Source organism: Flavobacterium sp. 5, from assembly GCF_002813295.1.
Lineage (GTDB): Bacteria > Bacteroidota > Bacteroidia > Flavobacteriales > Flavobacteriaceae > Flavobacterium.
In genome coordinates, this window is sequence record NZ_PHUE01000001.1 from 2,809,767 (window position 1) to 2,834,060 (window position 24,294).

20 protein-coding genes are annotated in these 24,294 nt (G+C 31.8%); 11 read left to right on the plus strand and 9 right to left on the minus strand.

What is annotated here, in order from left to right; genetic code table 11:
• The first annotated feature begins 26 nt into the window (after positions 1-26).
• The 7 genes from CLU82_RS11525 (at position 27) to queA (ending at position 9,907) form a co-directional block, all read left to right on the plus strand.
• Positions 27-845, plus strand: coding sequence for an SDR family oxidoreductase (locus CLU82_RS11525; protein ID WP_100843238.1), 819 nt, complete (start codon positions 27-29; stop codon positions 843-845).
• A gap of 203 nt (positions 846-1,048) precedes the next feature.
• Positions 1,049-2,965, plus strand: coding sequence for a DUF3857 domain-containing protein (locus tag CLU82_RS11530; protein ID WP_100843239.1), 1,917 nt, complete (start codon positions 1,049-1,051; stop codon positions 2,963-2,965).
• Between the two features lie 7 nt (positions 2,966-2,972).
• Positions 2,973-5,000 carry a DUF3857 domain-containing protein gene (locus CLU82_RS11535; RefSeq protein WP_100843240.1) on the plus strand — a complete coding sequence of 676 codons (2,028 nt, stop codon included), beginning with the start codon at positions 2,973-2,975 and terminating at the stop codon, positions 4,998-5,000.
• Between the two features lie 3 nt (positions 5,001-5,003).
• Entirely contained in the window at positions 5,004-6,995 is a 1,992-nt protein-coding gene (locus CLU82_RS11540) for a DUF3857 domain-containing protein (protein WP_100843241.1), read from the plus strand.
• A 42-nt stretch (positions 6,996-7,037) separates the two neighbouring features.
• Positions 7,038-7,364, plus strand: coding sequence for a nucleotide pyrophosphohydrolase (locus CLU82_RS11545; protein WP_100843242.1), 327 nt, complete (start codon positions 7,038-7,040; stop codon positions 7,362-7,364).
• Between the two features lie 82 nt (positions 7,365-7,446).
• The gene (gene aroA, locus CLU82_RS11550; RefSeq protein ID WP_100843243.1) at positions 7,447-8,682 is read left to right on the plus strand and encodes a 3-phosphoshikimate 1-carboxyvinyltransferase; all 1,236 of its coding nucleotides are present in this window, start codon (positions 7,447-7,449) and stop codon (positions 8,680-8,682) included.
• A gap of 175 nt (positions 8,683-8,857) precedes the next feature.
• A complete protein-coding gene (queA, locus tag CLU82_RS11555; RefSeq protein ID WP_100843244.1) occupies positions 8,858-9,907 on the plus strand; it encodes a tRNA preQ1(34) S-adenosylmethionine ribosyltransferase-isomerase QueA in 1,050 nt (349 codons plus the stop codon).
• Positions 9,908-10,169: 262 nt separating this feature from the next.
• On the opposite strand, the gene CLU82_RS11560 is transcribed toward queA, so the two are convergent.
• From CLU82_RS11560 to CLU82_RS11590, 6 genes are all read right to left on the minus strand, one after another.
• A complete protein-coding gene (locus CLU82_RS11560; protein WP_100843245.1) occupies positions 10,170-10,556 on the minus strand; it encodes a hypothetical protein in 387 nt (128 codons plus the stop codon).
• A 185-nt stretch (positions 10,557-10,741) separates the two neighbouring features.
• Positions 10,742-11,368, minus strand: coding sequence for a hypothetical protein (locus CLU82_RS11565; protein ID WP_100843246.1), 627 nt, complete (start codon positions 11,366-11,368; stop codon positions 10,742-10,744).
• Positions 11,369-11,643: 275 nt separating this feature from the next.
• Positions 11,644-12,696, minus strand: a complete 1,053-nt coding sequence (locus CLU82_RS11570; protein WP_100843247.1) for a hypothetical protein — start codon at positions 12,694-12,696, stop codon at positions 11,644-11,646.
• Positions 12,696-13,358, minus strand: a complete 663-nt coding sequence (locus CLU82_RS11575; protein ID WP_100843248.1) for a transcriptional regulator — start codon at positions 13,356-13,358, stop codon at positions 12,696-12,698. The genes CLU82_RS11570 and CLU82_RS11575 overlap by 1 nt, the downstream gene beginning before the upstream one ends.
• 967 nt (positions 13,359-14,325) lie before the next feature.
• Positions 14,326-15,012 (minus strand): DUF3575 domain-containing protein, encoded by a 687-nt coding sequence (locus CLU82_RS11585; protein WP_100843250.1) that lies wholly within the window; start codon positions 15,010-15,012, stop codon positions 14,326-14,328.
• Positions 15,013-15,246: 234 nt separating this feature from the next.
• The gene (locus tag CLU82_RS11590) at positions 15,247-15,441 is read right to left on the minus strand and encodes a hypothetical protein (protein WP_100843251.1); all 195 of its coding nucleotides are present in this window, start codon (positions 15,439-15,441) and stop codon (positions 15,247-15,249) included.
• Positions 15,442-15,538: 97 nt separating this feature from the next.
• Here CLU82_RS11590 and CLU82_RS11595 point away from each other — a divergent pair, with 97 nt between their 5' ends.
• Together CLU82_RS11595 and kynU are read left to right on the plus strand one after the other, a co-directional pair.
• Positions 15,539-16,189: a hypothetical protein gene (locus CLU82_RS11595; RefSeq protein ID WP_100843252.1), complete on the plus strand. Its 651-nt coding sequence runs from the start codon at positions 15,539-15,541 to the stop codon at positions 16,187-16,189.
• A 286-nt stretch (positions 16,190-16,475) separates the two neighbouring features.
• Positions 16,476-17,753 carry a kynureninase gene (gene kynU / locus CLU82_RS11600; RefSeq protein WP_100843253.1) on the plus strand — a complete coding sequence of 426 codons (1,278 nt, stop codon included), beginning with the start codon at positions 16,476-16,478 and terminating at the stop codon, positions 17,751-17,753.
• A gap of 55 nt (positions 17,754-17,808) precedes the next feature.
• Here kynU and CLU82_RS11605 read toward each other — a convergent pair whose 3' ends face one another.
• The gene (locus CLU82_RS11605) at positions 17,809-18,456 is read right to left on the minus strand and encodes a flavin reductase family protein (RefSeq protein ID WP_100843254.1); all 648 of its coding nucleotides are present in this window, start codon (positions 18,454-18,456) and stop codon (positions 17,809-17,811) included.
• 272 nt (positions 18,457-18,728) lie between these two features.
• Here CLU82_RS11605 and CLU82_RS11610 point away from each other — a divergent pair, with 272 nt between their 5' ends.
• Positions 18,729-21,119 carry a penicillin acylase family protein gene (locus tag CLU82_RS11610; RefSeq protein WP_100843255.1) on the plus strand — a complete coding sequence of 797 codons (2,391 nt, stop codon included), beginning with the start codon at positions 18,729-18,731 and terminating at the stop codon, positions 21,117-21,119.
• Between the two features lie 2 nt (positions 21,120-21,121).
• On the opposite strand, the gene CLU82_RS11615 is transcribed toward CLU82_RS11610, so the two are convergent.
• Both CLU82_RS11615 and CLU82_RS11620 read right to left on the minus strand, forming a co-directional pair.
• Positions 21,122-21,568, minus strand: coding sequence for a DUF4440 domain-containing protein (locus CLU82_RS11615; RefSeq protein ID WP_100843256.1), 447 nt, complete (start codon positions 21,566-21,568; stop codon positions 21,122-21,124).
• Positions 21,569-21,576: 8 nt separating this feature from the next.
• Positions 21,577-23,085 (minus strand): helicase HerA-like domain-containing protein, encoded by a 1,509-nt coding sequence (locus CLU82_RS11620; protein ID WP_100843257.1) that lies wholly within the window; start codon positions 23,083-23,085, stop codon positions 21,577-21,579.
• Positions 23,086-23,447: 362 nt separating this feature from the next.
• Between CLU82_RS11620 and CLU82_RS11625 the strand changes: the two genes are divergently transcribed.
• Entirely contained in the window at positions 23,448-24,272 is an 825-nt protein-coding gene (locus CLU82_RS11625) for a MotA/TolQ/ExbB proton channel family protein (protein WP_100843258.1), read from the plus strand.
• Positions 24,273-24,294: the final 22 nt, after the last annotated feature.

A 24,294-nucleotide genomic window follows, 5' to 3' on the forward strand; every position in this document is an offset into this window, starting at 1 on the left:
AAATACTAATTTAAAAATAACCAAAATTGAAAACAGATTTTTTATTAAATGATAAAGTTATTGTAGTTACAGGAGCTACTGGAATTCTAGGGGAAGCTTTTGTGAATGGAATTGCCGAGGCTGGAGCAACAGTTTGTATATTAGGTAGAAATGAAAAAGTAGCTAATGAGCGTACCCAAGCAATTATTGATAAAGGAGGAAAAGCAATTGCTTTAATTGCGGATGTTACCAAAGAAGCCGATTTAATTGCAGCTCGCGATTTAGTACTTTCAAAATACGGAAAAATTGATGGTTTGGTAAATGGAGCAGGAGGAAACATGCCGGATGCAGTAGTACAACCCAATCAAGATATTTTTAAACTAAATATGGATGCTCTACAACAAGTAATGAACCTTAACTTATTTGGGACTCTTTTACCCACTCAAGTTTTTGGAGAAGCTATAAAAGATACTGTTGGTAGAGGTAGTATTGTAAACATTTCTTCAGTATCTACTGTGGCAGCAATGACTAAAGTTTTAGGATATAGTTTGGCAAAATCTGCTATTGATTCTTATACCAAATGGTTTGCTGTAGAACTTGCTAAACGTTATGGAGATAAAATTCGAATGAATTCAATAGCACCAGGGTTTTTCTTAACAGAACAAAACAGAACTTTATTAACCAATGAAGATGGTAGTTTGACAGAAAGAGGGAATTTGGTAATCCAAAACACACCTTACGGTCGTTTTGGTAGTCCAGATGAATTAGTTGGCGGATTAGTTTGGCTGTTAAGTGATGCTTCTAAATTTGCAACTGGATCAAAAGTAACTTTAGATGGTGGTTTTACAATTTTTAGTGGAGTGTAGAGGTTTTTTAAGAAAACAAATATGTGTAAAATGGAACTAATGTAATGATGGTTTCGACTTTATTATGTCATAAATGGATCCTATATCGCACAGGTTGAAATGATAGGAATTGTATTTTAGATTGCAGAGGCTATAAAAAATAAATAAAAAATTGGGTTTTATTTAAACAAAATTTTCTTATATTTCGCCGCTAAAACTCCTTTATGTTTCATAGATTTTTTCCCACTTTTACTGTTTTTTTATTATTTACTTCAGTCTTACTTTCTGCTCAAAAAAGTGATTATAGTACCCTAACAATTTCCGATAGTCTTAAAGAAAATGCTAATGCTATTGTCCGTTTGAATCAAATTGATATTGTAATTGCGTCGCAACGTAGCATGAGTATTAAAAGGAAGAGGGTAGTAACTGTTCTAAATGAACATGGATTAGATGCAGTTGAAGCTTCTGAAAATTATGACAATCATAAACCAGTTAGGAGCATATTAGCAACAGTTTACGATGCTTTTGGGAAAGAAATCAAAAAAATAAAAAAAGCAGACTTCAGAGATGTTAGCGCTGTAAGCGGAAGTACTCTTTTTTCGGAGAGTCGATATATTTATTTGGATTATACTCCAATCCAGTATCCATTTACTGTCGTTTTTGAAAGTGAATTAGAAACATCCAATACAGCTTTTATTCCCCAATGGATACCTTTGAATGATTATGCTGTAACTATTGAAAAAAGTATTCTCAACTTAAGTTTTCCTTCAAACCTAGGATTTAAATACAAAGAATTTAATTTTTCTAATTTTAATGTAAAGAAAACGGTAGAGACATCAACAAATCTTTCCTATGTGGCAACAAAAATAGTAGCTCAAAAAGAGGAAATTGCCAGCCCTTCTAACAGTTATCTTTTACCAAGAGTAATGATGGGATTAGAGTTTTTTCATTTAGAAGGTGTGGATGGAGTTGCTAAAACTTGGGCGGAATTTGGTAAGTGGTACAGTGAAAAAATTCTGCAGGGAACTATTGATTTACCAGAAGAAACTAAGGCAAAAATGAAAGCTTTGGTGGGTACTGAAACAGATCCGATTAAGAAAGCAAAAATTATCTATAAATATGTTCAGGAAAAATCAAGATACGTTAATATAAGCATTGGTATTGGAGGATGGAAACCAATGTTGGCTGGTGACGTGGATCGATTGGGTTATGGAGATTGTAAAGCATTGAGTAATTATACCAAGGCACTTCTGAAGGCTGTTGATGTACCATCTTTTAATACTATTTTATATGGTAGTTCAAGGAAACGTGATATTGAAACGGATTTTGTTTCTATGCAAGGGAATCACATGATTTTGGCTATCCCAAATAAAGATAAATATATTTTTTTAGAATGTACAAGTCAAGTAGATCCTTTTGGTTATCAAGGAATGTTTACTGACGATCGGATTGTCTTGGTAGTAAAACCAGAAGGTGGAGAAATAGTAAGAACAAGAATATATGAAGATACGGAGAATGTACAAATTAGTAAAGGAGTTTATTCTATTGCTGAAAATGGAGATTTTTTAGGAAAAATTGGAATAGTTTCGGAAGGAACGCAGTACAACCAAAAATTTAATAATGACAAACTTTCTCCATTAGAAATGGAAGCTTTTTATAAAGACTACTGGAGTACTATTAATAATCTGAAAATTAAAAAAATCACTTTTAAAAATGATAGTGATAAAATAAGTTTTACAGAGAATGCCGAAATAACTGCAGTGAATTATGGGAACGTGTCGGCAAATAAAATGATGTTTGCCCTAAATGCTTTCAATCAATCAACTCAAAGTGTAAAACGAATCCGAAATAGAAAGAATCCTATGGAAATTTCAAGAGGATATTTAGATTTAGATGAAATTGAAATTGTTTTGCCAGCTAATTTTTCAATCGAATTTCTTCCAAGTAATGTTGAAATTAATGGAAAATTTGGGGAATATAAAACAGAAATTATAAAAAAGGACAATAATAATATCGTTTACAAGAGAAGGTTTTTTTTGAAAAAAGGATTGTATACGAATAAAGAATATGACGAATATCGTCTTTTTAGAGAACAAATTTCCAGAAACGATAACGCCAAAATAATTTTAACCAAAAGCTAATTTCCAAATGAAAATCAAAAACGTAATCATTCCATTTTTTCTAATTCTATTTTTTTCTAATGTAAATGCACAGGAATTTAAATTAGGGAAAGTCTCAGTGGCCGAATTAGAACAAAAAGTACATCCTAAAGATTCATCGGCGGTAGCTGCAGTATTATTTAAAAAGGGAGAAACTAGTTTTGAATATGTGCAAAATGAAGGTTTTAAGGTTAAAAATGAGGTGACTATGCGTGTCAAAATCTATAGAAAGGAAGGTTATGATTGGGCAAATCAAGAGGTGCGATTTATTTCAGGAAGTAGTAGTATTAAAGAAAAAGTGATTTTTTCGGATGCAGTAACTTATAATTTAGTGGCCGGAAAAATTGAAAAAACAAAATTGAAATCTGAAGGGGAATTTCAAGAGGTAGTTAATAAATATTGGAGTAAAAAGAAAATAACTTTACCTAATGTAAAAGAAGGTTCCGTATTGGAATTTAAGTACACTATACTAACAAATAATATAGGAATGCTAAAAGAGTTTAATTTTCAAACTGACATTCCTGTGAATTATGTGGAATATATAACTTATGTACCAGAGTATTTTGTTTATAATACTAAAATGAAAGGTTTTATTTCGCCAAAAAGAATTATTGAAAAATCGACAAAATCATTTACAATAACTAGTAAAGAAAGAATTCAACAAGGAGGGTTTGGAGGAGCTACAAAAACTGAGTTTTCAAACGATAAAATTGATTATCAAGAAACAAAAACATTATATACTACTCAAGATTTGCCAGCTATGAAAGATGAGGCATTTGTGAATAATATAGATAATTATACGGTCAGTATAGCACAGGAATTGTCGATGACACAATATCCCAATGAAGCTATAAAGCCCTATTCGACGGATTGGAATGCCGTTGTAAAAACTATTTATGAATATGATGATTTTGGCCCAGAATTAAATAAAACTGGATATTTTGAACAGGATTTAAAAACGATTACTGCAGGCTTAACAGCACAAGATGAAATTATTTCAGCAATTTTAAATTATGTGAAATCAGCTGTGAAATGGAATGAATACTATGGGTATTCTTGTGAGAATGGTGTTAAACAGGCGTATAAAAATAAAATTGGAAATGTAGGCGAAATTAATTTAATGCTCACTGCGATGTTACGAAGTGCAGGCTTAACAGCAAATCCAGTATTAGTAAGTACCAGATCTAACGGAATTTCAATTTTTCCAAACAGGAGCGCATATAACTATGTGATTGCAGCAGTAGAAATTCCAAATGGATTAATACTCTTGGATGCGACAAGTAAATACTCTACTCCAAATGTATTGCCGTTTCGAGACTTAAATTGGTTAGGAAGATTAATTAGAAAAGACGGGTCATCTGAAGAGGTCGATCTAATGCCTAAAACAGCATCTACAGATGTTGTGATGATGGCTTATGATGTTGATGCTGCGGGAAAAATCTCTGGCAAATTAAGAAGACAAAGAACAGATCATAATGCGATGAGTTTTAGATCAGAGATTGAAAATATAAAAGAAGAGGAATATTTAGAAAAATTAGAAAATGAAAATAAAAAAATCGAAATTTCAGATTATTCTCGGACCAATGAAAAGGATATAAAATTACCAATTGTAGAAACCTGTTCTTTTACTGGTGACAATCTATGTGATATTATAGGAGGGAAAATATATATTAATCCACTGTTGTTTTTTACTAAAGTGCAGAATCCTTTTAAACAGGAAACAAGAGAATATCCTATTGATTATGGTTTTGCTTTTGTGGATAGGTACAATATTATTATTAACATTCCTGAGGGGTATGTGATAGAGTCATTACCAAAATCGGCTCAATTAAATATGGAAGATAATTTGGGAGGTTTTAAATTTATTGCCAATACTTCTGGTAATAAAATTCAGTTATCTATTACGGATCAAATTAACACTCCAATTGTCTCTTCAGATTATTATTCAATGCTAAAGGAATATTATCAGGGAGTAATAGCTAAGGAAACTGAAAAGATTGTCTTAAAGAAAGTGTAAGTAATGAAAAGAATTATAACTTTTTTTGGATTGTTTATTTTGTTTTCATCTGTAAAAATAAAGGGTCAAAACTTTGAAATAGGAAAAGTATCAATTGCAGAGTTAAAAGAAAAACAGCATCCAAGAGATACGAGTGCAGTTGCTGCAATATTATTTAAGAACGGTAAAACCAATTTTGATTACAATAGAGATAGAGGTTTTACGGCTATCACACAAGTGACGATACGAATAAAAATTTATAAGAAAGAAGGTTATGATTGGGCTAATTTTACGGTTCCGTATTATGTGGGCTATGAAAATTATAGCGACGACATTGTTGAGTTTTCTAGTGCAGCAACCTATAATCTAGTAAATGGCTCCATTGTTAAAACTAAATTAAACAATGAAGGTAGTTTCAAGAAGAATGTAAATAAATATTGGAATGAGGCAACTATAACTCTGCCAAATGTAAAAGAGGGATCCGTTATAGAGTTTAAATATGTTTTGAAAACCGAAAACATCGTTAAATTTCCTGCGTTCTATTTTCAAGAGAAAATACCAGTAAATTCAGCGGAATATACTACTAACATCCCTTCCTTTTTTACCTATAAGCCTATTCAGATAGGTTATATAGATCTTAAAGTTGACTCAAAAGTTGCAGGTGGAAGTTTTTCGTTTGATAATGAATATCATCAATCAGTCAATTTGACTTTCAGTCAATTGAAAAGTAATTACAGTGCAGAAAATATTCCAGCATTAAAGGAAGAAAGTTTTGTGGATAATATTCAAAATTATCAATCGGCACTATATCATGAACTTGAAAAAACAAATTTTCCAGAAGAAAAGGAAAAAAATTATTCCAAAGATTGGGATGGTGTAGCTAAAACTATTTATGCAGATAAAGATTTTGGGAAAGAGTTAGAAGAGAGTTCTTATCTTCTAAATGATGTTAAATTAATTTTAAAAGGAATTGATTCTAAGGAAGAGAGACTAGCAGTAGTTTTTAAATTTGTTCAAGATAGAATGCATTGGAACAATGATAATGGATATTACACGGATAAAGGTGTAAAACAAGCCTATAGTGCTAGAATTGGAAATGTTGCTGAAATAAATTTTATACTTATCTCAATGCTAAAACTGGCAGGATTTGAGGCAAGTCCAGTATTGGTTAGTACAAAAGAGCATGGAAAACCTGTTTTCCCTAATAGAACAGGTTTTAATTATGTTATAGCTTCAGTAGTTATTGATGAAAAACAAATTTTATTAGATGCCTCTCATAAATATACAACGCAAAACATTTTACCTCTTAATGTTTTAAATTGGAAAGGGCGGCTTATTAAACAAGAAGGAATTTCTCAAGAAGTGGAGCTAGTACCTACAAATACCTCAAGTGAAAATTATACTTTGATGGTGAAATTAGATAAAGCTGGAGGAATGGAAGGGAAGTTTAGATTATACCTAACAAATTATGAAGCATACAATTTTAGAGATAAGTATGCAGAAATGGATACAGATAATTATCTTGAAAAATTAGAAAATGATTTAAATGGTGTTAGAATTCAAGGATATACCATTGATAATAAAAAAACTAATCTGACAGAGCCTATTGTCCAGAGCTTTACTTTTACATCAAATAATCATGCTGAGATTATTGGTGATAAAATATACATCAATCCGATATTGTTTTTTACAGAATCACATAATCCTTTTATTCAGGAAAAAAGAGAAATGTCAATCTATTTTGGATATCCCAAATTAGAGAAATATAGTATTAGTTATGAAATCCCCGAGGGTTATGTTGTAGAGTCGCTTCCTAAGACTATAAAAATGACAACAGATAGCAAAGAGATGTTCTTCTCAATGAATGTAGTTTCTCAAGATAATAGAATACAGGTTATGTTAACCAAAGAGATAAATGTTGCTCTCGTTTCACCTGATTTTTATGGTTCAATCAAAGAATTTTATCAAAAAATGATTGAAAAGCAAAATGAAAAAATAGTTCTTAAAAGAATATAGTAAGAGTTTGTGCCTTTGTATATTTGTCATAAAAATACAACCATGAACCTAAAAAACGCACAACTAGACGTAGATACCTGGATAAAAGAACACGGAGTTCGTTACTTCAATGAACTCACCAATATGGCACAACTGACAGAAGAGGTTGGTGAAGTTGCCCGTATTATTGCCCGTCGTTATGGAGAGCAATCCGAAAAGGAAAGTGATAAAAATAAAGACCTTGGAGAAGAACTAGCCGATGTAGTTTTTGTTGTGCTGTGTTTGGCTAATCAAACAGGAATCGATTTGCAATCTGCCTTTGATAAGAAAATGGATTTGAAATCCGTTCGTGACAAAGATCGCCACAAAAACAACGATAAACTAAAATAATGTTATAAGTTGAGGTAAAGCTTTGGTTCCTGCCTTTTTTAAAATAAATTTGTCGAAAGACATAATACAACCTATTCAAAAAATGGATTTACTAGTACAAACTTCCCAATACGATTTACAAGACCAAATTGCAATAACAGGTTCCAAAAGTGAGACAAACAGACTTTTGTTACTAAAGGCATTGTTTCCCAATATTACTTTAGCTAATACATCCAATTCAGATGATAGTGAGGTAATGCAGAAAGCATTGGCTGGCAATGATGAAATTGTAGATATTCATCATGCAGGAACGGCAATGCGTTTCTTAACGGCTTATTTTGCTGTGAATGAAGGGCGTGAAGTGGTTTTGACAGGATCTCAAAGAATGACAGAACGACCAATCAAGGTTTTGGTAGAAGCTTTAGTGCAATTAGGAGCAAAAATTACTTATGAAAAGGAAGAAGGGTATCCACCTATTCGAATCAAAGGACAAAAAATCACCGCTCACAAAGTTAGCATTCCCGCTAATGTGAGTAGTCAATACATATCGGCATTGCTTTTGGTAGCGCCAAAATTAGAGAACGGAATTGAACTGACATTAGTTGGTGAAATCACTTCTGTTCCCTATATCAAAATGACTTTGGCTTTGCTAAATGATTTAAACATAGAAACTAGTTTTGTTGGAAACGTAATAACAGTAAAACCTAAGAAAGAAGTAGAAACCAAAGTAATGACTGTTGAGTCTGATTGGAGTTCGGCTTCGTACTTTTTTAGTTTAGTTGCTTTGGCAAAAACAGCTTCGGTTTCTTTAACTAGCTACAAAGAAACAAGTCTGCAAGGAGATTCTGCTTTGGTCGAAATCTATAAACACATGGGCGTTTCTTCACAGTTTGAAGGAAACAAAATTACATTGACCAAACAAGAAGGTTTCGATTATAAAGACATCACTTTCGATTTGAATAATACACCAGATATTGCACAAACTATTGTAGTTACTTGTTTAGGATTAGGGATTGGTTGTCACTTAACAGGTTTACATACTTTAAAAATTAAAGAAACAGATAGATTAGAAGCACTTCGAATCGAGTTGACTAAATTGGGAGCTGATATTTCAGTAACCAATGACAGCTTGACATTAATAGCTACAAATGATATTAAAGAAGAGATAAGAATTGATACTTATAACGACCACAGAATGGCAATGGCATTTGCTCCATTAGCATTAAAAGTGCCAATTGTTATCAATAATGCTGATGTAGTGTCAAAATCATACCCTGATTTTTGGGATGATTTAAAAAAATTAGGTTTTTTAATTGTTCAAAAATGGTCGTTTACCTAGGCTATTGTTCGGTTTGTTGTTAATTCATTTTTGTTAAGTGTTTAGGTGGGGAAAAATAAACACCTAAACACTTGACAACGCCTATCTCACAATCGTATATTTGCAACCGAAAGAATTTTAAGTACAGTTTAAACAACTCGAGACTTAAAACTTTAAACTTTTAAACAAATAGCAAATGAAATTATCACACTTTCAATTCAATTTACCAAAAGAACTTCTTGCAGAATACCCAGCCGAAAATAGAGATGAGTCTCGTTTGATGGTTGTTGATCGTAAGAATCAAACCATAACACACAAAATGTTTAAAGATGTTATCGATTATTTTGATGATGGTGATGTCTTAATTCTAAATAATACCAAAGTTTTTCCAGCACGTTTATACGGGAATAAAGAAAAAACTGGTGCAAGAATTGAAGTGTTTTTATTGAGAGAACTAAATGCAGAACAAAGACTTTGGGATGTATTAGTAGATCCAGCTCGTAAAATCAGAATTGGAAATAAATTATACTTCGGTGATGATGACTCATTAGTTGCTGAGGTAATTGATAATACTACTTCTCGTGGAAGAACTTTACGTTTTCTTTACGATGGTTCTTACGAAGAATTCAGAAATAAATTGACTGAACTTGGAGAAACTCCAATCCCAAAATACATTAACCGTGAGGTAACTCCAGAAGATGCAGAGCGTTACCAAACTATTTATGCTAAAGAAGAAGGAGCTGTTGCAGCACCAACTGCAGGTTTACACTTTTCTAAACACTTATTAAAAAGATTAGAAATTAAAGGAATTAAATTTGCTGAAGTTACACTTCACGTTGGTCTTGGAACTTTTAATCCTGTTGAGGTTGAAGATTTATCTAAGCACAAAATGGATTCTGAGGAATTAAAAATCACTCAGGAAGCTTGTGATATTGTGAATACTGCAAAGGCTGCTAAGAAAAGAATTTGTACCGTAGGAACAACTTCTATGCGTGCTGTAGAAAGTTCAGTTTCTTCACAAAACACACTTAACCCTTATGATGGTTGGACAAACAAATTCGTTTTTCCTCCTCATGATTTTAGTATTCCAACATGTATGATTACTAATTTTCATACACCAAAATCTACTTTGTTAATGATGGTTTCTGCTTTTTGTGGACATGATTTAATGAAAAGAGCTTACGAAGAAGCAATCAAAGAAGAATACAAATTCTATTCTTACGGAGATGCTATGTTGATTATCTAATCATTTAGATTTACATAAAATTAAAAACTCGTCAGCAATGACGAGTTTTTTTTTGTTTTCAAACGTTATACATTTACTTTATTATTATTGACAGACTTCTAATTTTCTAAAATGGGTTTCCACAATCCACTTCACATACTATTTGTCATATCGACTCGTCTTTTGGAATGAGAGAGATATCTTCACAAGTAACTTGATAATCTAAATCAAAATAACTTCATTTATATAACCAAATCTCGTGTAACGGCTTTTTTAGCTACCTTTACTTTATTTTTGTTATTTCACAATCAGTAATAAAATCAGAAAAATTTGAGCTAAGTCTCAAAAACACTTTAGATCCTTCGATTTTTAAAATTTCAGCTTTCATTATATCAGTTGTTTTACTATCAGGACGAGTTTCTCCTTTAATAACTTTTTTATTTCGAAGCTCATAATGACAATCATCGATCCATACAACATCGTATGAAGCCTGAAACCCCATAGACTCATTTGTTTCAATTTGAGAATTTTCAGTTCGTTCGATCTTCAAAATTCCATAGTCTTCTGAATCTAATTCAAAAGTGCCAATGTGTCCCGCATTACATTTTGAAATTTGTGCATTTATATTCAGGCTTAAAATAAAAGCGATAATAGTAAAAGTTCTAATCATAGTATCTTTTAGGTTAGTTTTCTCATTTAGTTAGATAATGGCAGCTAGCGTCCTGATGTTACATCATGTTTGGGATTAAAGATGCGAGATTTTTCCATTAAACACAAATTTTCCAAATACAAAACCAACTTTAAATTAATCCAAGTGCCCAAATCTCTTGTAACGGCTCCTATGTGACGTAAATTTTATTCATTTGCTTCTTTTCCTTTTTTATAAACGCCTAAACTCTGTGTTTTTATAAATCCATCTTTTGTGATTTTTATATCTATTAATTCTTTACTTGGTGGATATTCGTGATATTTCATTAGACGAAGTTGATATCCATTTTCAATTAGTTTATATACGCTTGCTTTCAATTCATTGTCTAATTGATAACCATAAGTATGGGCTAAAAGTAAAGCTTCTTCTAAGTTGTCAATTTCTCCAATAAAATTTCTAAAGTCGTCTTCAGTTCTTATATATTTCACTTTTTGGTTTTCAATTGTAACAACATAATTACACCTATAACTTGGATGTCCACCTTCAAATATTCCATATGGTTTAAACTTCTCGCTTATATTTTTCTTTAGTAGAGTATCTCCGCCTTCTTTTAGAATTGTTCTGCTTATTTTTCCTTCTCCATATCTTTCATAGTATGTTGAATAAGCCCAATATTGATATTTACTATTTGGCATAATTTTCTTTCCAATACTATCTAAATAATTATATTCTAAACTATAATTTATTTTTTGAAATTTAGTATTGAGAAACTCTGTTTCCTTTTTTTCAGAACAAGAAACTAATAAAACTAAAAATATAAATATTATCTTCATTTTCCGGTTTTTGGGTTTTATGTCTCACAACGTCAGTCTGTGAATAAACTCAAAATGAGCCTCTGAGAATCGGCTGTATGAAATTTTTCTCCGACAGGTATCCGAATAGTTTCTCTTTTTGACTTAGTTTTTTCACAGCCTGACGTCCCGCTGCTTCACGTCAGTTGCGGACTTTGGAACTAAGTATTTTCTGCTAAGATAAATTTTATTATGAAATGAAAAGTTCCGGCTAAGAAAAACTCCGCAATTGCGTGAAACGGCTCTTGTGCGATGTGCTAAACAATTCTTGTTGAATCGAGGATAATTCTAATTCTGTTGTGTTCATAAACGTGACCATCTCTTTCGAATGATGAATTTGAACTTCTTGGATAAACTTCCAACTTGGCATTATTTAATCTCAGTGTTTTTAAAACTCTATGCATCCCGATTCCTTTACCTTTATCTGTTAACTTTATTGCATTCACAGATCGGTAATTTTTAGTTGTCAATTTAGTAACTTCTTCTTCTTCAATTCTTACTGAAATCATATCAAACACCACAATAAAATCGTTTAAACCTTCTTCCACAAGAAAAATTTTAAAAGTTGAACCTCCCAAACAATATTTTACTGCATTTTCAAATATGTAATAAAGTGAGACAAAAAAAATGTCATAATCTAAAAATAGCCTTTTTGGGTTGGAATCTAATGTTACTGTTATCCCTTTCTTTTCAAAGTCATCTATAAAGATTTGCAGAATCGATAAAACAATTTCACGAATAGAATAATCCGATTTTTGAACAATTGGATTTTTCATCACTGTTTTTTCGAAAACTGAAAATTCTATTTTCATCGCGTAATTACTTTTGATAAGTTTTAAAAGTGTGTTCGCTGTAATTCGAGGTTGCTTAACGATAATCTCTTTTAGTATTTCATGCTGAGTATTTAAATTTTCAGCAAGTGTCTGTTGAGGAACTAATGAAAAAATATCTTGTATGTTGTAGGTATTTATTGAGGTCAGATTGTGTAATAATCCCTGAACATATTCATTTTGGTTTAAAGAAAATGTATTTTTAAAAGTTACCATTGTGTTCATGGAATGTTCGCTTATTTCTAAGAGATCACGAAATAATTTTGAACTTGCTACATATCGCTCTTCGTAGGTAAATATGTAAAGAATTCCTAAAGCGTTTTTTCTACTCCCGTATCTAATTTTCTTCGACTTGCCATGAATTTCAATTGTTATGATGCCTGAATCATCAATATTAACTAAGTTCAATACATCATCAGGGAAATTTGACGCTAATACATCCTTGGTTTCATAATCGATAATATGCTGAAAAATGTCCATTACTTTTCTAATGAAAATTTTTCAACCAAACTTATGAACTGTAAAGGCAAAGCATTCTTCTCTAATTTAAAATCACAGATATCCCAAGCGCTATGAAAAGCGTTAAAGTTTTTATTTGCTGAATAAATGACAACCTTTTTATTAGAATATTTTTGTTTTAACATAAGTGCCAAATCTAGTCCTTCAAACTCACAATTCATTAATTTTCCTACACCGTTGATGTCAATAAAAAATAAATCCGCATCTTTAACAGCTTGAATATCTAAATTTTTAATATCCGTAACCGATGAAGTGTTTTTCCAACCGCTATCTTTCAAAATTTTTACAATATTAAAGTTTTTATCGTCGTCTATAAACAATATGGTAAACTTTGACTTTTGAGCATCAACTTTGAATTCACGATCTTTGTGATTGTCGTTAACGGATGTATTTTCAATAAATTTTGAACTGCCTTCAGTGAAATTAACGGTTAGAGAATTAACTGGATTTATTTGTGGACTTATTTGAGGGCTTATGTGCGCCTCGATGCTTTTTTGTGGTTGAAGTTCAGATGGCTTATTCTTTTTTCGATAATTTTTTATAGCAAAGATTAGCGCGGTTGCTGAAATGGCGATTCCTGTAACATAATACCAGTTAACCACCCAAAAATTTGTTGTGTCCAAAGTTTAAAAGTTAAAATTTTATGCAATATAGTTGTTATTATACAATATAGTTGTCCGAATAGCGATTTTTATACACAAACTGCTAAGCATATCGCACAACGTCCTGGCGCTACAAGAGGTTTGGGGTTAAAGATGCGAGATTTTTCCATTATGCACAAATTTTCCAAATACAAAACCATTTTTAAATTCAGCCAAATGCCCAAATCTCTTGTAACGGCTGTTATATGCCGGTTCTTTTTGTCGAAATTATGATTTTAACCGTAAACTTTTCACGCTTCTGTTGGCAAATTCCAATTTTCACGCTTCTATTTTTGGTTAGCAATTTTCAACGTTTTTATTTTTAAAATTCTTTTTTCTGTTTATATATTCTGCGCCAACTTTTCAAGTTTCAATTAGCAATTCCGACTTTCACGTTTCTGCTTTTCACATTCCAATTTTCAGTTTTCAATTGTCAAAAATCCAACTTTCACGTTTCTGCTTTTCACGCTTTCAATTTTCAAATTTCGTTTGACAGATTCCAACTTTTACGTTTCTGCTTTTCAAATTTTCGGCGTAAACAAATGATTATTTTTAAATTATTTTTACCTGCGTAATTTCGGCAGAACTGGCATATAACGTCCTGGCGCTACAAGAGGTTTGGGATTAAAGATGCGTATTTTTTCCATTATGCACAAATTTTCCAAGTACAAAACCATTTTTAAATTCAGCCAAATGCCCAAATCTCTTGTAACGGCTGTTACTGGATGGTTGTTTTTTGCCGAAATTATGAATTTAACCGCAAACTTTTTAAGTTTCTGTTGGCACATTCCAGCTTTCACATTTCAATTTTCAAATTGTTTTTATCTGCGTAATTTCGGCATAACGTTCCGCTACTACAGCAGGTTTGGGACTAAATCAAGCCCATTCTTCGGATTTACCAACTCATCCAAATCCGTTGAACTAGCTGTTGTGTGCTGGTTTTATATATTTAAAATCTGTATCCCACTCTAAATCCAAATCCAAAATTAATCATATTTCCTGAACTACTTTCTAAATCTTTGCCAACTAGTATTGGTACTCCATCATTTAAATCAGTTGAATGTTTATTTTCATCATATTGCATATTGGTATTGATTACTTTTTTATTCATATAACCAAGTACTATAAATGGCTCCAAAAGAACTTTCTTTGTAATTGAAATTTGGTTTCCGAAAGTTAAATTAATTCCTTTAGCTCTTTTCTTTACTCCAAAATCATCTTCATACGTGTTATTATTTGTTGGGTCACTCGAAACATAAGTTAATGTGTTCGTTGTTTGGTTTTCTCTGTAAAACAATTGAAGTCCAACGTATAATTCACTTCTATTAGATTTAACTCTCGAGGCAAGGAGTTTTTGGAGATAAATTCTTCCTTCAATATTGGTTTTAAAACCTTTTTGCTTTAAAAATATTGTATCAGCCGATGTAGAGTTATCGTAAATTTGATAACCAGCTTCAATATTCAAACTTAAATATGAGTTTAATTTTCTTTCAGCTGATAATTGTAAAGTTGGAAATGAAAAATTATCAACTAATTGTAAAGTGTTAATTTTTATAGCCCAATTGTTTTTTTTTAATTCTTGTGAATAAATACAAGTTGAAAACATCAAAATTAAAATTACTATCTTACTTTTCATTTCTAAAATTTATCTTTTTTTACAGCAAATATTCTTGATTCTGCGACAACTATCCAGTAACTATTATATAGGCGAAATAAAACTTCGTATATAAACCCATTTTTGGTTAGATTGACGAAGTTTTACTTTTTTTTATTCCTCCTTTCAAATATAGAAATTAAAAATTACAAACCGCTACCCCTATTTTAGGCTTATTGCAGCTGTTTTAGTATTCCGGCCAGTAAAATAGGAGTTTTAATGAAAAAAAATGCCGTCAAACATACTTCCGTCTCCATCAAGTATGCTTCCGTGTCCATCAAAGACATTTCCGTCTTCGTCAAGTATGCTTCCGTCCTTATCAAACATCCTTCCGTGTTCATCAATGACACTTCCGTCTTCGTCAAGCGTGCTTCCGTGTTCGTCAAAGATACTTCCTCCTTCATCAAACATCCTTCGGATAGCTAGAAAGATATTACTAACTATTTTAAATAGTGTTTATGTAGTATTTTTAATATATTTGTAAGTATTGGCTTTAAAAACATTAGTTATGAATAAAACATCAGTTGTTCGATTGTATAAATTTTCGGATGCCAAATTAGTAGCTAAGGGGAAAGAGAAAATTGCTTTTATGCGCAGGGATCTAGCCGCTTTTGCGCCTTTTGGCATTACGGCAGTGTCATTGACGACTCTGGAATCGGCTATCAACGTTTTTTCGAACACTATTACTGATATAGAATCATTAAGTGAACAAATGGAGGCTACTGTTAATAAAGATGCTAAAGCCGATGAATTGTGTGTCGCTATCAGAACGGTTATGGCATGTGCCAAGCTACAGTATAGCACGGATAGTCCTAGATATAAAAAATTTGGAACCGATACACTTTCACGACAAAGAGACGCTGATTTATTCATTACAGGAAAAAGAGTAGCACTCGTAGGCATCGAATTTTTGGCAACTTATCCCGAACATGGGCTGACAGCTAATATGCTAGACGCTATTACCAGACTTTGTGAGGAGTTTCAAGAACTAATAATAGACCTTAAAATAAAAAAGGGAGAACGTAATATCACGAAAGATCATCGTGTTGAAGCAGGTAATAGTATTTACCAGACTTTGGTAAAATACAACACAATGGGACTTAGTATATGGGAAACCAGCAATGTGGCTAAGAGTAATGATTATGTTATTTATAATTAGGGAAACAGTAGAAACCTGTTGCTATAAAACATATAAGTCATATAATTTATAGCAACAATTATATGTCCTTATATGAGTTATATGTTTTATTTTTAAGAGCCTCTAAAAACCGGCTTACATTTTTTGAAAAACCCGAAGGCATTGATTTAAATGTAAAATTTAGGTTTAAAAGAATTTATTTTTTGTTGAATTATCTGTTTATCTTCTCAATTTATCTTTTTTCTTTATTCTAGTCTCTTTTCGCTAGTATCTTTTTTCTATTTTTACAACATAAATAATAAAAAAGATGGATTTTAAAAACTCACTGGAATTTGCAAAAGAACTAGATGCGCAAGATCATTTACATAAATACCAAGCCGAATTTATTTTTCCAAAAGTCAATGACAAAAAAGTAATTTATTTTACTGGCAACTCTTTAGGATTACAACCTAAAAGAGCCAAACAATACGTTGATGAAGTAATGAATGATTGGGCAAATCTTGCTGTCGAAGGTCATTTTTATGCCGAAAAACCTTGGTGGGATTATCAGGAACGTTTTGCAAATCCGTTGAGTAGATTAGTTGGTGCGTTACCATCAGAAGTTACTGTAATGAATACTTTGACAGTAAATCTTCATTTATTGATGGTGTCATTCTATAGACCTACAGCCAAACGATACAAAATCATTTGCGAAGAAAAAGCATTTCCATCAGATCAATATATGTTTCAGAGTCAAGTACATTTTCATGGCTATAAACCAGAAGATGTTATTGTCGAAATCAAGCGTCGTGAAGGAGAACACAACATTCGATTGGAAGATATTTTATCAAAAATTGAAGAAGTAGGAGAGGAGTTGGCTTTGGTCTTAATCGGTGGAGTAAACTACTATACCGGTCAGGTTTTTGATATGAAAACCATTACAACAGCAGGGCACAAACAAGGTGCTTATGTGGGTTGGGATTTAGCACACGCAGCGGGAAATATTAAACTTGAATTGCACGATTGGAACGTAGATTTTGCTGCTTGGTGCAGTTATAAATATATGAACTCAGGGCCAGGAAATGTTTCGGGTTGTTTTGTTCACGAAAAACATCATAATAATAAAGAACTGCCTCGTTTTGCGGGTTGGTGGGGACATAATAAAGAAAGACGTTTCAAGATGGAACCTGTTTTTGATCCTGTTCAGGGTGCAGGAGGATGGCAAATAAGTAATTTGCCTATTTTATCTTTGGCGCCTTATTTGGCTTCTGTCGAGATGTTTGACGAAATCGGAATGGATTCATTAATCAAAAAAAGAGATCAGATTACCTCTTATTTAGAATTTATCCTGAACGAAATCAGCAAAGAAGTACACGGTTCTTTTGAAATTATTACACCAACAAATTCAGACGAAAGGGCAAGTCAGTTGTCTGTATTATTGCATGGAGAAGGCCGTAGATTATTTGATTATTTAATGAAAAATGGTGTGATTACCGATTGGCGTGAACCCAACGTAATTCGATTAGCACCAGTTCCATTATACACATCGTATGAAGATATGTTTCATTTCGGACAGATTTTAAAAACTGGAATAATAGAGAAATAAAAAAACGGGAATAGTTATAAAAGCTATTCCCGTTTTCTTTTTAGGTGTAAATTTTTTATTCTTTTTCTTTCTTGAAAGATTTTGTTGGTACATTTTGTTGTGCTTGGTGAAAACGATCAATTAGTTTTGGTAAAAAATAACCATCAGTTCCGTTCAATGCAACAATGTTTCCTTTGTCTAATTGTAGCCAGCCATCTTTGTGTTCTAATGCTTCGTCAAAAAAAATACTTTCAATAGAAGCTATGATGTGTATAGTACCATTTTCTTTGATATTGTATTCATTTACATATTTGCAATAGAGTTGTACAGGGCTTCCTTTTACAAACGGAATAGTAATTCCTTCTTTATACTCTTCTTTCAAATTGGTTTTGTCAAATTCGGAAATACCTGATTCATAATTGGCAGAGGTGTGATGGGCATCTGCAATCATATCGATTGAAATGTGGTTAACTGTGAAGTAACCAGTTTCCATAATATTTTTATAAGTGTCTCTTGGAGTAGTTGTCGGACGTATAATAAGTCCAATCAATGAAGGGCTATTTCCTAAATGCGTAACGCTGCTAAAAATAGCAACATTGGTATTACCTTCGATAGATTTTGTAGCTATTAAATTGGCAGATTTAAATCCTGTACATGAACTGATTAAATTTAATTTTTCAATCTTATCCATTTGTGAAATGGTTTCTTTTGAAATGCTTTTCATGTTTTTTTAAGTTTAAACAAAGATAAGGAACTGTTGTTTGACCGTATGAGTTTTTTGAAAAAATCTCATTTTAAATATTAAATTTTAACTTTTTAAGTAGGTATTCTTTGTTTTGCAATGAAAAAATTAACAATAATACTAAAAGTTGTTGCAAATGTTTTTTATCTACACTAGTTAAAAAATGCCTCTTTTTTAAATATGTTTTTAAAAAGTGAATATTAAATATAGTGATTTTTACCTAAGTTTGGTAAAGTCTATTAAAATTGTTTCTGATGAAAATATTAAAAAGAGTCTTGCTTATTTTTATTTTTTTACTAATTACTGTAGTTATAGCATTTGCGATATATTGGTTTTATCAAAGGCCTAAATATTCAGGAGAAGTTTATTTAAAGAATATTCAAAAGGAAACCACAGTTTATTTTGATGAATTTGGGGTGCCTCATATTTATGCAGAAAACTCTAAAGATGCTATGGTCGCTTTGGGATATGTACATGCTCAGGATCGATTGTGGCAAATGGAATTACTTAGACGAATAGTTCCTGGACGTTTGTCCGAAATATTTGGTTCTGTAGCGTTAAAGAATGATAAATTTTTTGCCGGTTTAGGGATTGAAGAGGCTTCTCAAAAAGCAATTGCAAACCTAGATAAAAAGAGTCCATCATATCAATTGATGATGGGGTATTTAGAAGGAATTAACCAATATATCGAGGAGGGTTCAACACCAGTTGAATTTCAATTATTAGGAATAAAAAAACAAAAATTCACAGTGCAAGATGTCTATAATATTTTTGGATATATGTCTTTTAGCTTTGCTATGGCTCAAAAAACAGATCCTTTGCTTACTGATATACGTAACAAATATGGAATAGATTATCTTAAAGATTTTGGTTTAGAAGGGCAATTTAATACTACTAAAATTGAATCAGCGAAGCAAAAGACACAAGAGTATACTGCTATTTCCAAATCTATTGCATCATTATTGGATCAATCACCAGTGGCGCCTTTTGTAGGAAGTAATAGTTGGGTTATTGCTCCACCAAAAACAAAAAATAAAAAAGTAATTTTTGCCAATGATCCACATATTGGATTTTCACAACCCGGAACGTGGTATGAAGCTCATATAAAAACGCCCAATTTTGAATTGTATGGTTGTTATCTGGCTGGCGCACCGTTTCCTTTATTGGGACATAATCGAGATTATGCTTACGGCCTAACAATGTTTGAAAACGATGATGTCGATTTTTATCAGGAAGAAAATAATCCAGAAAACAAAAATCAGTATAAAACCAAGAATGGATTCAAAGAGTATGAAATCAGAAAGAAAACAATCAAAGTAAAAGATTCAGCTGATGTTGTTTTGAATATAAAAGTAAGTCAGCACGGTCCGATTATGAATGATTTATTGGTAGGCTTAAAAAGCGACAAACCAGTTGCAATGTCTTGGATCTATACACAACAACCTAATCATAACATTGAAGCTATTTATATTTTATCACATTCAAAATCAATATCCGATTTTGAAAAAGGTGTAGCACTTATTCATGCACCAGGACTTAATGTGATGTATGGTGATGCCAAAGGAAATGTTGGTTGGTGGGCAACAGGAAAATTGTATAAGCATAAAGATGGTGTAAATACCAATTTTATATTAAATGGATCAGATGGAAAGGATGATGACCTTGAGTATTTAGATTTTTCTAAAAATCCCTCAGCAGTCAATCCCGATTGGAATTATGTGTATTCAGCAAACAATCAACCAGAAGCTATTGATGGGTTTCTTTATCCGGGATATTATCTTCCTGAAGATAGAGCCAAAAGAATCACACAATTATTAGATGCAAAATCAAATTGGGATAAAAGCTCGATTGGCGATATGATCAATGATAATACATCTACTGTTGCTCCAGAAATGGTTGAAAAGTTAATTTCTAATTTAAATTCAAAATCACTTTCTCAAACAGAAAAAGAGGCAATCGTTATTTTGAAATCGTGGAAAGGCAGTAATAATTTGAATGATGTTGCTCCAACGATATATAACAAATGGATTTATTTGTATTTAAAGAATACTTTTCAGGATGAATTAGGAGATGAAACGTTCAAACAGTTTCTTGGGACTCATTGCATGAAACAAATTACGACAAGACAAATCTCTAGTGAAAATTCTCCTTGGTGGGACAATATTTTAACCAAAAACAAGAAAGAAACTAGAAGTGAAATAGTAACAGAATCATTTAAGGAAGCGATACTTGCTTTAGAGAAACAATTAGGTAGTTCGCCATCGGATTGGAAATGGGAAAAAGTGCATACTGTAGAATATCAACATCCATTTGGAAAAATAGCTTTACTAAGACCTTTTTTTAATGCTGGACCATTTGAAGTTTCTGGATCAAATGAAGTAATCAATAATCAATTTTTTGATTTTGCTGAAGATGGATTTTATAAAGTTAAGGGTGGTCCTTCAAGTCGAAGAGTGATAGACTTTTCAGAAGTAGAGAATAGTTGGGGGATTTTGCCAACAGGTCAATCTGGGAATCCTTTTAGTAAACATTATAAGGATCAAGCAGAATTGTATAATGCTGGAAAATTCAGAAAAATGAAATTAAATAAAAATGAAATTATACAGTCTTCTACAAAATTGGTTTTTTATCCGGTAAAGAATTAATTCTAATCCCAAATGTATTTCCAAGAACCATCTTTTTGCTTTTTCCAAACGGTGTGAAAAATGCCTTTTGAAATTTGTACTTTTCCTAAGGAGTCTTTTGAAGTCCAAACATATTTTCCATAGCTGGAAGCCATGTCACCAGCATCAGAAACTGTTACAGCATCAGGAGTCCAAGTAACAGTTTTGTCTTGGTACTTCGGATCTGAATAATAGTTTTTAATATTGTTTTTGCCAATGATTAAAGTGTCATGTTCTCTTTTAATCACAGCATTAGAATCTGCAAATTGATAAAAGCCCTCAGCCATTCCTTTTTCGGCTACTAATTTTTCAAAGCTCTTTTCTGTTTTAACAATTTCTAATTTGATATAGGTTAAATTCTTTGTTTCTGATTTTGGTGAACAACTAGTCAAAACTAGAAAAAGAATAAATAGTTTGATGCAGTTTTTCATTTCTGTATTTATTTTTTAAATAATTTAGATAATATTCCAAATGCTCCTCTTATAAACGTAGCACTCGTAACCACTTTCAAAACTGATTTTGTAACAACACTTGCTGTACTTGGTTCATTACTTATTTTTTTTGTTTCCTCAACAACGACAGTTTGTTCTTGAGCAGATTCTATTTTTTTAGTGAGCATCTCATAAGCACTTTCGCGATCCAAAACTTCATTATATTTCTTTACTAATTTAGATTGGTTATTAATTTCTTGAATTTCAGCATCAGTCAAAATATCCATTCGACTCATAGGTGCTCGCATCATAGTAGCTACAAGTGGCGTTGGAATTCCTTTTTCGTTTAAGGCTGTGACAAAAGCTTCTCCAATTCCTAGGCTTGTTAATACTTCGTCTGTTTTATAATATTCAGATGTTGGATAGTTGTCTGCCGATTGTTTGATTGCTTGTCTGTCGTTGGCTGTAAAAGCTCTTAATGCATGTTGTATCTTGAGTCCTAGTTGTGCCAAAACGCCACTTGGAATATCCATTGGATTTTGGGTTATAAAATAAACACCAATTCCCTTGGAACGAATTAATTTTACTATGGTTTCTATTTGTTCCAATAATGCTTTACTGGCTTCATTAAAGATCAAATGTGCTTCGTCTATAAATATAACCAATTCGGGTTGGTCTGCATCTCCTTTTTCAGGCATTTGTTGATAGATTTCAGCCAAAAGACTCAGCATAAAAGTCGAAAATAATTTAGGTTTATCCTGAATATCCGTTAATCTAATTATATTAATATAGCCTTTTCCGTTTTCATCAATCCTTAATAAGTCATCAATTTCAAAAGACAATTCGCCAAAAAATAAATCAGCACCTTGTTGTTCGAGTTCGATTATTTTTCTTAAAATAGTTCCTGTGGTCGAAGTAGATATCTTGCCATAACTTTCTTCAATTTCATCCTTCCCTTCATCAGTTATGTAGTTAATGACTTTTTTAATGTCTTTTAAATCTAGTAAAGGCATTTTATTGTCATCACAATATTTAAAAATAACAGAAACAACTCCTGATTGTGTGTCGTTTAAGTCTAAAATTCTAGAAAAAAGAACAGGTCCAAATTCAGAAACTGTAGATCGAAGTCTTACGCCCTCTTGTTTAGAAAGCGACATTAGTTCAACAGGAAAGCTCGACGTGCTATAAGGAATATTTAATTTTGCATGGCGCTCTTTTATAAAATCTTTCTCTTCGCCTTCTTTTGCTACTCCACTAAAGTCTCCTTTTATATCCATCATTAAAACCGGAATTCCAAATGAGGATAATTGTTCGGAGAGAACTTGAATGGTTTTTGTTTTTCCTGTTCCAGTAGCACCAGCTATTAATCCATGTCTGTTTAATGTTTTTAATGGAATTTTCACAAAAGTATCGGGTATTACTTCGCCATCAAGAATAGAGCCGCCTAGTGTTAAGCTTTCTCCTTTGGATAAATAACCCTCATTTATTTGTTGAATAAAATTGTCTTTTTTGCTCATGTTTAGCTAGTTTTGATATCAACTGCAAGGTATTAAATATTATTTAAATGAAATAATCAAGTGTTTCCTATAAATTATTTCACAAAAAGATATTAATTTGATGAAATTACCTGTTTTTTTGATTAGACTCTTTTTTGAATAAAAATATTCAGAATGCTTAAAATCACTTTTTTTTAGAAGAATTTGTAAAATATTATTAAAAAAAACTTTCAATTATTCTTAAAAAACGTTGTAGTACTGTTTTAAGAATAAAAGAAATTGTTAGAATACTTAAAAAAAAGTTTTTTTATTTCAACTAAAAAATTAAATTTGCTCCTATACAAGTTTATTAAAACTAAAATAAATATTTAAAATTTAAAAAAATGGCAAACGTTAAAGTTAAAAAGGAAAGCACTTCAAACGGAGGAGGAATGGTTTCAGGAATTATTATTGCATTATGTGTTTTTGTAGGTTGGATAATCTGGTCTCAAGTAATGGGGGATCCATCAAATTTTGCAGGTGGTGATACTGAAAAAGGACATCCATTAAATACATTAGGACAAGTTTACAAAGGAGGATTTATAGTACCTGTATTATTAGGTATGTTATTAATGGTTATTGTTTTCTCTATTGAAAGATTTTTTGTTATCTCAAAAGCTGCTGGAAAAGGGAATTTAGATAAATTTATGAAAGCAATCCAAGTAAGTATCAAATCAGGAGATATTGATGGAGCGATTGTTTCATGTGACAAACAACAAGGTTCTGTTGCAAATGCAATTAAATCTGCATTAGTTAAATACCAAGAGGTTAAAAAAGAAGGATTCACTAGTGAAGAAGCTGCTGAAACTATACATAAAGAAATTGAAGAGATTACTGCTCTTGAAATGCCAATGTTAGAGAAAAACATGACTATCATTTCTTCTTTAGTATCTTTAGGAACACTTGGTGGATTATTAGGAACTGTATCTGGGATGATTAAAGCGTTTGGTGCTTTGGCTTCTGCAGGAACTCCAGATCAAGCTGCACTTGCAGTTGGTATTTCTGAGGCTTTGATTAATACAGCTACAGGTATCTCTACTTCAATTTCTGCAATTGTTGCTTACAACTTCTTTACTTCAAAAATTGATGATTTAACATATTCTATTGATGAGGCTGGAACTACAATCGTAAATACTTACAGACACTTTAGAGGTAGTTTAAAACAATAATTAATTTTTGATATTTTTTATA

What these genes read in the sequence shown, in the direction of transcription:
- CLU82_RS11530 (WP_100843239.1), top strand. Translation starts at nt 1,049, where the DNA reads ATGTTTCATAGATTTTTTCCCACTTTTACTGTTTTTTTATTATTTACT.
- CLU82_RS11535 (WP_100843240.1), top strand. Translation starts at nt 2,973, where the DNA reads ATGAAAATCAAAAACGTAATCATTCCATTTTTTCTAATTCTATTTTTT.
- CLU82_RS11540 (WP_100843241.1), top strand. Translation starts at nt 5,004, where the DNA reads ATGAAAAGAATTATAACTTTTTTTGGATTGTTTATTTTGTTTTCATCT.
- CLU82_RS11545 (WP_100843242.1), top strand. Translation starts at nt 7,038, where the DNA reads ATGAACCTAAAAAACGCACAACTAGACGTAGATACCTGGATAAAAGAA.
- aroA (WP_100843243.1), top strand. Translation starts at nt 7,447, where the DNA reads ATGGATTTACTAGTACAAACTTCCCAATACGATTTACAAGACCAAATT.
- queA (WP_100843244.1), top strand. Translation starts at nt 8,858, where the DNA reads ATGAAATTATCACACTTTCAATTCAATTTACCAAAAGAACTTCTTGCA.
- CLU82_RS11560 (WP_100843245.1), bottom strand. Translation starts at nt 10,556, where the DNA reads ATGATTAGAACTTTTACTATTATCGCTTTTATTTTAAGCCTGAATATA.
- CLU82_RS11565 (WP_100843246.1), bottom strand. Translation starts at nt 11,368, where the DNA reads ATGAAGATAATATTTATATTTTTAGTTTTATTAGTTTCTTGTTCTGAA.
- CLU82_RS11570 (WP_100843247.1), bottom strand. Translation starts at nt 12,696, where the DNA reads ATGGACATTTTTCAGCATATTATCGATTATGAAACCAAGGATGTATTA.
- CLU82_RS11585 (WP_100843250.1), bottom strand. Translation starts at nt 15,012, where the DNA reads ATGAAAAGTAAGATAGTAATTTTAATTTTGATGTTTTCAACTTGTATT.
- CLU82_RS11590 (WP_100843251.1), bottom strand. Translation starts at nt 15,441, where the DNA reads ATGTTTGATGAAGGAGGAAGTATCTTTGACGAACACGGAAGCACGCTT.
- CLU82_RS11595 (WP_100843252.1), top strand. Translation starts at nt 15,539, where the DNA reads ATGAATAAAACATCAGTTGTTCGATTGTATAAATTTTCGGATGCCAAA.
- kynU (WP_100843253.1), top strand. Translation starts at nt 16,476, where the DNA reads ATGGATTTTAAAAACTCACTGGAATTTGCAAAAGAACTAGATGCGCAA.
- CLU82_RS11605 (WP_100843254.1), bottom strand. Translation starts at nt 18,456, where the DNA reads ATGAAAAGCATTTCAAAAGAAACCATTTCACAAATGGATAAGATTGAA.
- CLU82_RS11610 (WP_100843255.1), top strand. Translation starts at nt 18,729, where the DNA reads ATGAAAATATTAAAAAGAGTCTTGCTTATTTTTATTTTTTTACTAATT.
- CLU82_RS11615 (WP_100843256.1), bottom strand. Translation starts at nt 21,568, where the DNA reads ATGAAAAACTGCATCAAACTATTTATTCTTTTTCTAGTTTTGACTAGT.
- CLU82_RS11620 (WP_100843257.1), bottom strand. Translation starts at nt 23,085, where the DNA reads ATGAGCAAAAAAGACAATTTTATTCAACAAATAAATGAGGGTTATTTA.
- CLU82_RS11625 (WP_100843258.1), top strand. Translation starts at nt 23,448, where the DNA reads ATGGCAAACGTTAAAGTTAAAAAGGAAAGCACTTCAAACGGAGGAGGA.